We start from the raw sequence: 12369 nt of genomic DNA, 5'->3' as shown, positions 1-12369 counted from the left end.
CGGCGCGCCGGTTCCGGCGCCCGCTTCTCTCCCGGCTCCGCGCGGCATCCCGCGCGCCAACAGCCGGGGATTCATCCCCTTCGCCTGCACCTGCGTGCGCGGCCCCGCGGGCCGCGCTTCGGCACGTCAGTGCGACGCCGCGCTCGCGGCCTCGGCCGGATGGGCCTCGTCGTACGCGTGCTTCTGCGAAATCGCGTTGTACAGGATCGTCCCGATCACGAGCAGCACGGCCACGACGATCAGGATGCTCACGTTGCGGACAGGGTTCTTCTTGCGCTGATCGTTCATGGTCGGGGCGACTCCGTCAAATTCATCGAAGCGGGCATTCTACGCGCTTGCGCGCCCGCTGCGACGCGCCGTTCCGATCCCCCTTCTCCGTCCTTCCTCCGGCCGCCGCAAGCTTTCATTTGATAATCGTTCCCATTTCGATCTAGAATCTCGAGTCTTTCATTTTGTAATGTTTCGGGTCGCTCGGGCGGCAGGCGCGCCCCGGAACGCTCCCATCGTCCACCTGCCCCTCCCGGAGTCTTCATGTCGAATCCGCGCACCCGCCTGCTGCCGCTTGCCGGCGCCCTCGCCCTTGCCGCCGCCGCATTCGCGCCGCTGGCCCACGCGGCCGAGGAAGTGAGCCTGTACACGACTCGCGAACCGAAGCTGATCCAGCCGCTCATCGACGCCTTCACGAAGCAGAGCGGCGTCAAGGTCAACACGGTGTTCGTGAAGGACGGCCTGCTCGAGCGCGTGAAGGCGGAAGGCGCGCAGTCGCCGGCCGACGTGCTGATGACGGTCGACGTCGGCAACCTGCTCGATCTCGTCGACGGCGGGCTCACGCAGCCGGTGCGCTCGAAGGCGCTCGACGACGCGATTCCGGCGAACCTGCGCGGCGCGAACGGCGACTGGTACGCGCTGTCGCTGCGCGACCGCGTGCTGTACGTCGAGAAGGACCTGAAGGTCGACGCGTTCCGCTACGAGGATCTCGCCGATCCGAAATGGAAGGGCAAGGTCTGCATCCGCTCGGGCCAGCACCCGTACAACACGGCGCTCGTCGCGGCGATGATCGCGCACGACGGCGAAGGTGCGACCGAGAAGTGGCTGCGCGGGGTGAAGGCGAACCTCGCGCGCAAGGCGACGGGCGGCGACCGCGACGTCGCGCGCGACATCCTCGGCGGCATCTGCGACGTCGGCCTCGCGAACGCGTACTACGTCGGCCACATGAAGAATGCGGAGCCCGGCAGCGACGCGCGCAAGTGGGGCGATGCGATCAAGGTCGTGCGGCCGACGTTCGCGAACGCGAAGAGCGGCGGCACGCACGTGAACATCAGCGGCGCGACGGTCGCGAAGCATGCGCCGCACAAGGCCAACGCGGTGAAACTGCTCGAGTACCTCGTGTCGCCGGAAGCGCAGGCGCTGTATGCGCAGGCGAACTACGAATACCCGGTGCGCGCGAACGTGAAGCTCGACCCGGTGATCGCCAGCTTCGGCACGCTGAAGATCGACCCGCTGCCGCTGGCGGACATCGCGAAGCATCGCAAGCAGGCGAGCCAGTTGGTCGACAAGGTCGGTTTTGACAACTGACGCAACCCCCGCCGGCGGCGCGCGCCGCGCGCCCTGCCGGCCGCGCCTGCTGCCGCGCGCGGGCAGCCTGTGGCTGCTCGCAGCGCTGGCGATCGCCGCGGCGGTCGCGGCGCCGCTCGCGGTGCTCGTGGCCGCCGCGTTCGACGCCGATCTCGCGCACTGGCGCCATCTCGCCGAATTCGTGCTGCCGCAGGCGCTCGTCAATACGTTGCTGCTGCTCGCGGGCGTCGGCGCGATCGTGTCGATCGTCGGCACCGGCTGCGCGTGGCTCGTCACCGCGTACGACTTTCCCGGCCGCCGGATGCTGACGTGGGCGCTGCTGCTGCCGCTCGCGGTTCCCACCTACATCGTCGCGTTCGCGTATCTCGACCTGCTGCACCCGATCGGCCCGGTGCAGGGCGCGATCCGCTGGCTGCTCGGCTTCGACAGCCCGCGCCAGTTCCGCCTGCCCGACCTGCGCTCGCTGCCCGGCGCGATCTTCGTGCTCGGCTTCGTGCTGTATCCGTATGTTTACCTGAGCACGCGCGCGATGTTCGTCACGCAGTCCGCGAGCCTGCTCGAAGCCGCGCGCACGCTCGGCGCGGGACGCATCGCCACGTTCTGGCGCGTCGTCGTGCCGCTCGCGCGGCCCGCGATCGCGGTGGGCGTGAGCCTCGCGCTGCTCGAAACGCTGAACGATATCGGCGCGTCGGAATTCCTCGGCGTGCAAACGCTGACCGTGTCCGTCTACACGACGTGGATCACGCGCTCCGACCTCGCCGGCGCCGCGCAGATCGCCCTTGCGATGCTCGCGATCGTCGTCGGCATGATCGTGCTCGAACGCTACGGGCGCCGCCGCCAGCGCTATGCGCATGGGCGGCGCATGCGGCCGATCGCGCCGCGCCGCCTGACAGGCGCGGCCGCGTTGGGCGCCGCCGTGCTCGGCTGGCTGCCCGTGCTGCTCGGCTTCGGCGCACCGGCCGCGTACCTCGCGGTGGAAACCGCCAAGCGGCTGCATCTGGTCGGCGGCGTATCCGCACAACTGATGACGGGGCTCGCGAACACGCTGACGATCGCCACCGCCGCCACCGTCGCGACGCTCGCGTGCGGGCTCGTCGTCGCATGGGCCGCGCGCGCGCAACGCGACAGCGCCCGCGCGGGCCCGGCCCGCGTGGGTGCGCGCATCGCCAGCCTCGGCTACGCGGTGCCCGGCACCGTGCTCGCGATCGGCCTGCTGATCCCGTTCGCGGCGGCCGACCGGCTGTTCGGCGCGGTGCTCGGCCGCGACGGGCTGCTGCTGATGGGCTCGTCGGCCGCGCTCGTGATCGCCTATACCGTGCGCTTTCTCGCGATCCCGGCCGGCAGCATCGAGGCCGGCCTCGCGCGCATCCCGCCGTCGCTCGAACAGGCGGCGCGCTCGCTCGGCGAGACGGCCGGCGGCACGCTGCGCCGCGTGCACCTGCCGCTGCTGCGGCCCGCGCTCACGACGAGCGCGCTGCTGGTGTTCGTCGATGCGATGAAGGAATTGCCGGCGACGCTGCTGCTGCGCCCGCTGAACTTCGACACGCTCGCGACCTGGCTGTATGCGGAAGCCGCGCGCGGCACCTACGAGGAAGGCGCGGTCGCCGCGCTCGCGATCGTGCTGGCCGGGCTCGTGCCCGTGATCCTGCTCGCCCGCACCCGCCACAAGATCGGAGCCTGACACCGTGAACCTGCTCGAACTCGATGACCTCTGCCTCGCCTACGACACGCCGCACGGCCGCCGCACCGTCGTCGACGGGCTGAGCCTCGCGCTGCCGCGCGGCGACATCGGCTGCCTGCTCGGCGCGTCCGGCTGCGGCAAGACCACCGTGCTGCGCGCGATCGCCGGCTTCGAGCCGGTGCGCATGGGGCGCATCATGCTGGACGGCGTGCCCGTCGCGGCGCCATCGCTCGACGTGCCGCCCGAGCGGCGGCGCATCGGCATGATGTTCCAGGATTACGCGCTGTTCCCGCACCTGAGCGCGGCGGACAACGTCGCGTTCGGGCTGCGGCGCATGCCGAAGGCCGAACGGCGCGTGCGTGTCGCGGAAATGCTCGAGCTCGTCGGCCTCGCCGATGCCGGCGGCGCGTATCCGCACGAGCTGTCGGGCGGCCAGCAGCAGCGCGTCGCACTCGCGCGTGCGCTCGCACCGTCGCCGGAGCTACTGCTGCTCGACGAGCCGTTCTCGAATCTCGACGTCGATACGCGCGAGCGGCTCGCGTTCGAGCTGCGCGACATCCTGAAACGCACGGGCCACACCGCGATCCTCGTCACGCACAACCAGGCCGAAGCGTTCGCGATCGCCGACCGGATCGGCGTGATGAAGGACGGCCAGCTCGCGCAATGGGATACGCCGTACGCGCTGCATCACCATCCGGCCAGCCCGTTCGTCGCGGATTTCGTGCGCCGCGACGCGCTGGCCGACGAACGCGCGCGCGCACTGGCGCGCGGCCGCTGAACTCGCGGGCGCGATGCGCGCGCCCGCGTCGTTTCATCGCTGCGTTTCGTTGCCGCGTCAGGCCGGCTCGGCAAGATCGCGCACGGGCAACGCGGTCGAATATTTGATCTGCTCCATCGCGAACGACGAGCTGACGTCGAACAGCGGCACCGCGCGAATCAGCTGCTTGTAGACGCGGTCGTAATCGTCGATGCCGGTTACCACGACGCGCAGCAGGTAATCGGTCTCGCCGCTCATCCGGTACACCTCGACCACTTCCGGCATGTCGCGCACGGCCTGCGTGAAACGCTGCGCCCATTCCTCGGTGTGCTGGTTCGTGCGGATCGCGACGAACACGGTCGTGCCGACCCCGAGCTTGCGCGGATCGCACAGCGCAACCTGCGCGCGAATCGCGCCGGTTTCCTTGAGCCGCTGCACGCGCTTCCAGCACGGCGTCTGCGACAGGTTCACGCGCTGCGCCAGTTCCGCGATCGGTAGCGTGGCGTCCGCCTGCAACAGCTCCAGCAGCTTGCGATCGATGGCGTCCATTTCTCCAGTCCCTCGTAGATAGAAATTTATTCTATGCATCCTGCACAACGGGGAACAATATGAAAACGGCTTCGCCGCGTCGACCGGTATAAATACCGATCCGGTATGCGCGCGCAGCGAGCGAATCTCCGCCACACCGCATGCGCCAAATGAAACAGGCGATTCCGCCCGTGAAAGGGGAATCGCCTGGCGTTCCTGCACAGTGCGGCCCGCCGGGCGCTCACGCGCCGCCGGCCAGCGTCAGCGCACCGCTCAATACGCGACCGTCGCGATCTCGTGCACGAAGCTGCCTTGCTCGAGCGCGTCGACGAACGCGACCGCGTAGTCTTCCGCCGAGATCTTGCTGTTGCCTTGTGCGTCCGCGATCAGCTTGCCGACGCCCGTGCGGAACGTACCCGTGCGCTCGCCCGGGGCGATCAGCGCGGCCGGCGCGAAGAACGTCCAGTCGAGATCGCCGACCGTCTTCAGGTAGTCGAGTGCATCGCGGTGCGCGAGTGCGACCGCCTTGTACGCTTCCGGGAAACCTTCGCTGTCGACGAGCTGCTTGCCCGGCGCAACTTCGAGCGAACCGGCGCCGCCCACCACGACGAGCCGCTTCAGCCCCGCCTGGCGCGTGCCGGCGACCAGCGCCTTCGCCGCTGCGACGACCTTCGCCGCATCGTCCTGTTTCGGGCCGTACGCGCTCGCGACGACGTCATGGCCCGGCAGCGCGGCCGCAATGCTGGCCGCGTCGAACAAGTCGGCCGCCTTCGCGGTGATGCCGTCGCCGGCTGCGCCCGGATTGCGCGACAGTGCGGTCACGCGATGGCCGCGTCGCGCGGCTTCAGCGGCAATGCGCGAGCCGATCGTGCCGGTGGCGCCGAACAGCGCGATATTCAAGGTACGTTGCGTCATATCGATTCTCCAGTAAGAAAAATATGTAACGTAGTTAATTACATATAAGACCGAAAAAAACGGGGCAAAGCCCCCGTCGCGCCGGTCGCCGCGCCTCTCGCGCCGCCCGGCCTCCTGCCCTGCCGCCGCTCACCCGCCGGCGCGTGTCGCCTGCTGCGTGCGCTGCTCCAGCTCCAGCACGTCGGCCGTCACGTCAGCCAGCGTGCGCGTGCCCAGCGACGCTTCCATCGCCCGCTGCGCGTCGCCGATGTAGTCGACCAGCGCGCCCTGGATGTGCCGCCCGACGAGACACGCGGGATTCGGCGCCTCACGGTGCAGCGCGAACAGTTGCGCATCGTCGACCGCGCGGTACACGTCGAGCAGCGTGATCGCGCCGGGCTCGCGCGCCAGCAGCGCACCGCCGCCCGCGCCCAGTTGCGACGTGGTCAGCCCCGCGGCCGCCAGCATCGACAACAACCGGCGGATCAGCGCCGGATTCGTGTTCACGCTGCCCGCGATGATGTCGGACGACAACGGCACGCCCTCCTGCATCGACAGCAAGGCAAGCACGTGGACGGCAAACGCGAACCGGCTGCTGGTATTCATTCCTGACTCACTTGACGACGCCGGCCCATTCCGCAGCCGGCGACATGTGTAACTATCATAATTACATTTAGCGGATCATGCAAGCCCGCGTCACTCTCCGCTCGCGGGCTTGGCGCCCGGCGCATTCTGCTGGCTCCACTGCTGGAGCTTCTTGCCGGCTTCGGCGATTTTCGCGCCGGCTTCGGAAGCCGCATGCGCGACGACCGCGGACGCGGCCGCGTCGATCTGCGCCTGCGCGGCGGAGGCGAGGCCGCTCGCGGACAGCGGCGGCACGGCCGACGCCGCGGACGCGATGCCGGCCTTCGCGGCGTTGAGCTGCTGGTTGACGGTGCTCGCGACCTGGTCGAGCGCCTTGGCCGCATTGTTCGCGGCATCGGCGGCCGCGCTCGCGGCCGTATCGGGTTGCGTGGCCGGCGCGCCGGACTTCTCGCAGCCCGCGAGCAACAGCAGCGCACCGGCGGCCACGGCCGCCAGCACGAACCCGGGCACGCGACGCGCCCGCGATGTCTTCATGTTCATCAGCAATCTCCGGCCGCGCGTCGCGCGGCCTCGTGGTTGGACCGACGTCGATGATACCGCCTGTGGAACAGGGCCAATCACGCACCGTGATTAAAAATGGCTTTCAATTTCGGACTCGTCTGATTCAATCGCACACGCGAGGACACTAAAGTGGGCACGCTTCAATCCGCTTTGGACGCGCCCCCTTTTTCTCATGGATTTCCTCGTCGACTGGCTCATCGCCCTGGCCGCCGTGCTTGCCGCCACCCTGTTCCTGTCCCTGCGCCCGCCGTCGGCGCGCCGCCTGGCCGAATCCGGGCGCCCGCGCCGCGTCGCGTCCGCGCGCCTGCTCACGCAGGCCGTGATCGGCTTCTGGACGGCCGCGCTGATCGTCGCGGAAGGCATCCTTGGCCCCACCGCCGACGGTCAGTCGCTGGCGGGCTTCGCGGCACTCGCGTTTGCCGCGCTTGGGTTGACGACCGTCGCCGCTTACTGGTCGGCGTGCGCGCTGCGGCTGCGCCGGCCGCCGCTGCTGTTCCCGCGCCACTGACGCGCCGCCACGGTGCGCGGCAACGCACCATCACGCACCACGCCGCGCCAATCGATATATCGCACGCACCAGTTCCGCACACGTCGCACCACACGCGTGCACCCGGCCTCGCATCGCAGCCGCACCGGCCACGCCCTCTTCCCGTGCACGATTCACCGGATTGCCGCACCCCACGGGGTTGAAGCACCAACTCCACGCAGCCGTTCACCAAGTTGGCTCGATACTTGCATTCCTTGCCCGTTTTTTGCGCAAGGAAGCCACGGCATGGATGGTCTGAAATCCGGCGTCGACACACTGTTCCTGTTGATCGGCGCCGTCATGGTGCTCGCGATGCACGCGGGCTTCGCATTTCTCGAACTCGGCACGGTCCGCAAGAAGAACCAGGTCAATGCGCTCGTGAAGATCCTGGTCGACTTCTCGGTGTCGACGCTCGCGTATTTCTTCATCGGCTACACGATCGCGTACGGCGTCGAGTTCTTCGACGACATCGGCACGCTGTCGCAACACAGCGGCTACGCGCTCGTGCGCTTCTTCTTCCTGCTGACCTTCGCGGCGGCGATCCCCGCGATCGTGTCCGGCGGCATCGCCGAGCGCGCGAAGTTCAATCCGCAGCTCGTCGCGACGCTGATCATCGTCGGCTTCATCTATCCGTTCTTCGAAGGGATCGCCTGGAACGAGCGCTTCGGCGTGCAGGCCTGGCTCACGCACGCGTTCGGTGCGCCGTTCCATGATTTCGCGGGCTCCGTCGTCGTGCACGCGTTCGGCGGCTGGGTCGCGCTGCCGGCCGTGCTGCTGCTCGGCGCGCGCCACGGCCGCTATGCGAAGGACGGCCGGATCGCCGCGCACCCGCCGTCGAACATCCCGTTCCTCGCGCTCGGCGCGTGGGTGCTCGCGGTCGGCTGGTTCGGCTTCAACGTGATGAGCGCGCAGACGCTCGACAAGATCAGCGGCCTCGTCGCCGTGAACTCGCTGATGGCGATGGTCGGCGGCACGCTCGCCGCGTGGATGGCCGGCCGCAACGACCCGGGCTTCACGTACAACGGGCCGCTTGCGGGCCTCGTCGCGGTGTGCGCGGGCTCCGACGTGATGCACCCGATCGGCGCGCTCGTCACGGGCGCCGCGGCCGGTGCGCTGTTCGTCGCGATGTTCACCTGCGTGCAGAACAAGTGGCGCATCGACGACGTGCTCGGCGTGTGGCCGCTGCACGGCATGTGCGGCGCGCTCGGCGGCCTCGCGGCCGGCGTGTTCGGCGTGCCCGCGCTCGGCGGTCTCGGCGGTGTGTCGTTCCTGTCGCAACTCGTCGGCACGCTCGGCGGCATCGCGATCGCGACCGCCGGCGGCACGCTCGTCTACGGCGCGCTGAAAGCGACCGTCGGGTTGCGCCTCGATCGCGAAGCCGAGTTCGACGGCGCGGACCTGTCGATCCATCGCATCTCGGCGACGCCCGAACGCGATTGAGCGCCTGACGAACGCCCGACGCAACATTACGTTTTCAATTCAAAAAACTTTCATCGAGCGTCCTTACACTTCCGTCCAGTTTTCAATTTGCCTTCGCCGAGCTTGCCGACCGCCTGCTTCGCGAAGGCCATTCTTCCAACAACTGAAACTGGACTCCACATGCCCGCGTTGCCCAATGCTGCCCGTCGTCAGGCCCTGAAGATCCTCGCCGGCGCGCCGATGCTTCCCCTTTCCGGCCTCGCGCTGCCGGCCCTGCTGACGGGTTGCGGCGGCGACGACAATCCCGCATCGACGCCGGCCCCAGTCGCCGCCGCGTACACGTCGGCGACGTTCTCGGCGATGGCCGCCCCGACGCTCGACAACGCGGCCGCGATGGCCACGACGACGGTCGGCTCGACGCTGTCGGTGTCGTTCTCGGACGGCTCGGCGCGCAACTTCAAGCTGGCGTACCGGCCGTTCTTCGTGACGGGCGACCAGGTGCCGGACGGCAAGGGCGGCACCACGCTCGCGGGCGGCTACTACGACATCAACAACCAGCCGATCATCGATCGCTCGGTGGCCGGCAAGGAGCGCCAGTTCTATTCCGACTGCCCGGACGGCAGCTCGCTGCTGACGCTGAAGAACGCGAACGTGCCCGGCGTGAAGGGCAACACGGTGTTCGCCGTCGTGCAGTTCGAATACACGACGCGCGACCAGGCGAGCGCCTCGCAGTACGGCCAGCTGCCGTCGCCGATCGCGGTGCTCACGCTCGACCAGGATCCGGCCAACGGCGCGCTGAAGGTCGTCAAGTACCACAACGTCGACACGTCGAAGGCGCACGGCCTGTGGATCACGTGCGGCGCGAGCCTGTCGCCGTGGGGCACGCACCTGTCGAGCGAGGAGTACGAGCCGGACGCGACGAAGGTCGCGACCGACGCGCAGTTCAAGGCGTTCAGCAAGAACACGTTCGGCGACGAGACGAAGGCGAACCCCTATCACTACGGCCACCTGCCCGAGATCACCGTGAATCCGGACGGCACGGGCACCGTGAAGAAGCACTACTGCCTCGGCCGCATCTCGCACGAGCTGATCCAGGTGATGCCGGACCAGCGCACCGTGATGATGGGTGACGACGCCACCAACGGCGGCCTGTTCATGTTCGTTGCCGACAAGGCGGCCGACCTGTCCGCCGGCACGCTGTACGTCGCGAAGTGGACGCAGACGTCGTCCGCCGGCGCGGGCACCGCGACGCTCACGTGGATCAGGATCGGCCACGCAACCAGCGGCGAGATCGAAGCGCTCGCGAACACGCTGAAGGCGTCGGACATCATGGACCTCGCGACCACCGACCCGAACGATGCGAGCTACACGAAGATCCACTTCGGCGGCAAGTTCAACTGGATGCGCGTGAAGCCGGGGATGGAAAAGGCGGCCGCGTTCCTCGAGACGCACCGCTACGCGGCGCTGCTCGGCGGCAGCATGGGCTTCACGAAGCTCGAAGGCACGACCGTGAACGCGAAGGACAAGATCGTCTACACGGCGATGTCGCGGATCGAGACGTCGATGGTCAAGGGCAATGCGGTGTCGCGCGACGTCGCGCTCGACAAGAAGATCGCCGCGGGCGCCGTCTATGCGCTGAACCTGAAGGGCAGCCAGCGCGACACGACGGGTAGCGCGATCGACAGCGAATGGGTGCCGGTCGACATGGGCGCGCCGGCCGCGCTCGTCGGCGAGGATCTCGCCGCGGCCGACGGGCTCGGCAACCTCGCGAACCCGGACAAGATCGCGAACCCGGACAACCTGAAGTTCTCCGAAAAGCTGCGCACGCTGTTCATCGGCGAAGACTCGGGCATGCACGTGAACAACTTCCTGTGGGCGTACAACGTCGACACGAAGTCGCTGGTACGCGTGCTGTCGTGCCCGGCCGGCGCCGAATCGACGGGCCTGCACGCGGTCGACGAGATCAACGGCTGGACCTACATCATGAGCAACTTCCAGCACGCGGGCGACTGGGAATCACCGCTGCACGACAAGGTGAAGCCGACGCTCGATCCGCTCGTGCGTGCGAACTTCAAGGACCGCTTCGGCGCCAGCGTCGGCTACCTGACGGCCGAGCAGACCAGCATCCAGCTCGCGAAGGCCTGACCGGGTCACGCGAGGGAGGTCCGCCACCGCCGGCGGGCCCGTTTCTTCATCACGTTCATTCGTCGGCGCTCCACGCCGTTTGATGCGCGATGCCCGTTGCGGGCGTCGCGCTTTTTTTTGTGCGGCGAGCGCGTCAATGCCGGCCGGCCAGGCCCTGTCCCGGCAGCGTGCCTCCCGGAAAACCGGACAGGCTCGGCGCACTGGCCGGCATCGCCGGGGCAATCGCCGGCGCGTCGGCGGGCGGCGCGGACAGCCCGGGCGCGAGGTACAGGAACTTCCATTGCCGATACGTCTCGGCCCCTTCGAAATCCATGTACCGATCCGGAAATCCCGCGCGCTTGATCGTCGCGCCGTCCGAGCTGCTGAACACGCCGTAGAAGCGCTCGCCCCGCCACAAGAAGGACCAGTCGTTCTTGCCGCTGACCGGATCCGGATACGCGCGGCGCAGGTGGTGCATCGGCTTCGCGAAGCGGGTGTCTTCCAGCAGATCGTCGACCGTCTGCGGGTACGCGCGCGCGAGCCGGTAATAGCTGACGATGGCCTTGCGGTACTGGTCGCCGACGAACAGCAGTTGCCGCTCCTGCTCGCGGCGCCGCTGCAGCGACCAGACGTCCAGCGCGCCGGCCAGTGCGATCGACATCAGCATCAGCGCGATCAGCAAGGCAAGCAGCACGAGCCCGCGCTGCCGCCGGCAGCGGGCCTGCGGCGCGCGCGCGAAGCGGCGCCCGGCCCGCTTCATTTCGCTGCCCCCGCCACAGGCGCAGCCGTTGCCGCGACGCCGGGCTGCACGCCCTGCGCGGCGCTCGCGGGCCCGACGTCGTACACGCCGGGCTTGTTCTCGTCCGGCGAGGCAAGCGTCGCCCATTTGTCGTCGCCGTTGACCGGATCGACCGGCACCGCCCGCAAATAGTGCTTCGCGACCAGCTCGTCGAGCGTCTCGGGATACTGCCCGTTGTCGCCGTAATACTGGTCGATCGCATTGCGCATCACCGCCAGGTTCTGCAGCCTCACCTGCTCCTTGCCATGCTCGATGCTGTGCATGTAGCGCGGCACGGCCAACGTCAGAAGCAGTCCGATGAGCGCCATCACGACCACGATTTCGATCAGCGTAAAGCCGCGGATCCTGCGGATGCGAGCGAGTTTCATGATGGCAGGTCACCACTGTTTGTACGGAATGCCGTTGATGCCGATACGTGCCGATTTCGACGTCACGTCGAACACGTCCTTGCCGGGCTCGAAGCCCCCCGCAGGCCCGTCCGCCGCCGGCTCCGGCGGCGTGCCGTATGCACGCACGTCCCAGGTGTCCTCGTCCGGCGTATCGGGGTCGCCGGTGAAGAACGGATCGCGCGGCACGCGGCGCAGGAACATCACCAGGCCGCCCTTCGGGTCGCGGGCGTTTTTCACGCCCGTCACGAGCACGGTCAGCGACGGCGGATAGCCGGACGATTCGGCTTCCTTGTCGATCTTCCCCGCGTCGCTCGCCTCCTTGTACGCATCGAGCGCGGTGCGGATCTCGCGCAACGCGGCACTCAACGCCTGTTCCTTCTGCCGCTGCACGAGCAGTTCGGAGAACGGCATGACCGCGAGCGCGAGGATCGCCACGAGCGCGAGCGTGATGACCATCTCGATCAACGTGAAGCCGCGCAGGCCGATGCGGCTGCCGCGGCCGACGCAAGTCGCTGCATTGCGCGCGGCCAC

14 protein-coding genes are annotated in these 12369 nt (G+C 68.4%); 6 read left to right on the top strand and 8 right to left on the bottom strand.

Translation table 11 applies throughout. From position 1 onward, the window contains the following. Nucleotides 1-126: 126 nt before the first annotated feature. Entirely contained in the window at nucleotides 127-288 is a 162-nt protein-coding gene (locus CFB41_RS06095; RefSeq protein WP_006476417.1) for a hypothetical protein, read from the bottom strand. Nucleotides 289-531: 243 nt separating this feature from the next. Here CFB41_RS06095 and CFB41_RS06085 point away from each other — a divergent pair, with 243 nt between their 5' ends. From CFB41_RS06085 to CFB41_RS06075, 3 genes are read left to right on the top strand one after another with little or no spacing between them, the layout of a single operon-like run. After that, complete coding sequence (locus CFB41_RS06085) at nucleotides 532-1575, top strand: Fe(3+) ABC transporter substrate-binding protein (RefSeq protein ID WP_089455898.1); 1044 nt, start codon at nucleotides 532-534, stop codon at nucleotides 1573-1575. Further along, nucleotides 1565-3256: an iron ABC transporter permease gene (locus tag CFB41_RS06080; protein WP_089455897.1), complete on the top strand. Its 1692-nt coding sequence runs from the start codon at nucleotides 1565-1567 to the stop codon at nucleotides 3254-3256. The genes CFB41_RS06085 and CFB41_RS06080 overlap by 11 nt, the downstream gene beginning before the upstream one ends. 4 nt (nucleotides 3257-3260) lie before the next feature. Then, a complete protein-coding gene (locus CFB41_RS06075; protein ID WP_089455896.1) occupies nucleotides 3261-4034 on the top strand; it encodes an ABC transporter ATP-binding protein in 774 nt (257 codons plus the stop codon). Nucleotides 4035-4091: 57 nt separating this feature from the next. On the opposite strand, the gene CFB41_RS06070 is transcribed toward CFB41_RS06075, so the two are convergent. The 4 genes from CFB41_RS06070 to CFB41_RS06055 form a co-directional block, all read right to left on the bottom strand. Continuing rightward, entirely contained in the window at nucleotides 4092-4562 is a 471-nt protein-coding gene (locus CFB41_RS06070) for an Lrp/AsnC family transcriptional regulator (protein ID WP_069247564.1), read from the bottom strand. Between the two features lie 252 nt (nucleotides 4563-4814). Next, a complete protein-coding gene (locus CFB41_RS06065; protein ID WP_089455895.1) occupies nucleotides 4815-5456 on the bottom strand; it encodes an NAD(P)-dependent oxidoreductase in 642 nt (213 codons plus the stop codon). 129 nt (nucleotides 5457-5585) lie between these two features. Next, on the bottom strand, nucleotides 5586-6041 hold the full coding sequence (locus CFB41_RS06060) for an Rrf2 family transcriptional regulator (RefSeq protein ID WP_089439623.1): 456 nt from the start codon (nucleotides 6039-6041) through the stop codon (nucleotides 5586-5588). Between the two features lie 90 nt (nucleotides 6042-6131). Continuing rightward, a complete protein-coding gene (locus CFB41_RS06055) occupies nucleotides 6132-6560 on the bottom strand; it encodes a hypothetical protein (protein WP_089455894.1) in 429 nt (142 codons plus the stop codon). A 193-nt stretch (nucleotides 6561-6753) separates the two neighbouring features. Here CFB41_RS06055 and CFB41_RS06050 point away from each other — a divergent pair, with 193 nt between their 5' ends. From CFB41_RS06050 to CFB41_RS06040, 3 genes are all read left to right on the top strand, one after another. Continuing rightward, entirely contained in the window at nucleotides 6754-7089 is a 336-nt protein-coding gene (locus CFB41_RS06050; protein WP_089455893.1) for a hypothetical protein, read from the top strand. Nucleotides 7090-7353: 264 nt separating this feature from the next. Further along, nucleotides 7354-8547, top strand: coding sequence for an ammonium transporter (locus CFB41_RS06045; RefSeq protein ID WP_089455892.1), 1194 nt, complete (start codon nucleotides 7354-7356; stop codon nucleotides 8545-8547). A gap of 159 nt (nucleotides 8548-8706) precedes the next feature. Beyond that, nucleotides 8707-10671: a PhoX family phosphatase gene (locus CFB41_RS06040; RefSeq protein ID WP_089439621.1), complete on the top strand. Its 1965-nt coding sequence runs from the start codon at nucleotides 8707-8709 to the stop codon at nucleotides 10669-10671. A 133-nt stretch (nucleotides 10672-10804) separates the two neighbouring features. Here CFB41_RS06040 and CFB41_RS06035 read toward each other — a convergent pair whose 3' ends face one another. From CFB41_RS06035 to CFB41_RS06025, 3 genes are read right to left on the bottom strand one after another with little or no spacing between them, the layout of a single operon-like run. Continuing rightward, complete coding sequence (locus CFB41_RS06035) at nucleotides 10805-11410, bottom strand: type II secretion system protein (protein ID WP_089455891.1); 606 nt, start codon at nucleotides 11408-11410, stop codon at nucleotides 10805-10807. Beyond that, nucleotides 11407-11817, bottom strand: coding sequence for a type II secretion system protein (locus CFB41_RS06030; protein ID WP_089455890.1), 411 nt, complete (start codon nucleotides 11815-11817; stop codon nucleotides 11407-11409). Before CFB41_RS06030 ends, CFB41_RS06035 begins: the two co-directional genes overlap by 4 nt. Nucleotides 11818-11826: 9 nt before the next feature. Continuing rightward, on the bottom strand, nucleotides 11827-12369 hold the full coding sequence (locus CFB41_RS06025; protein WP_089455889.1) for a type II secretion system protein: 543 nt from the start codon (nucleotides 12367-12369) through the stop codon (nucleotides 11827-11829).

The organism is Burkholderia sp. AU33803 (assembly GCF_002223095.1).
GTDB lineage: Bacteria > Pseudomonadota > Gammaproteobacteria > Burkholderiales > Burkholderiaceae > Burkholderia.
The sequence above is the reverse complement of the archived record's forward strand: the minus strand, read 5'-3'. Positions and strand labels throughout refer to the sequence as shown.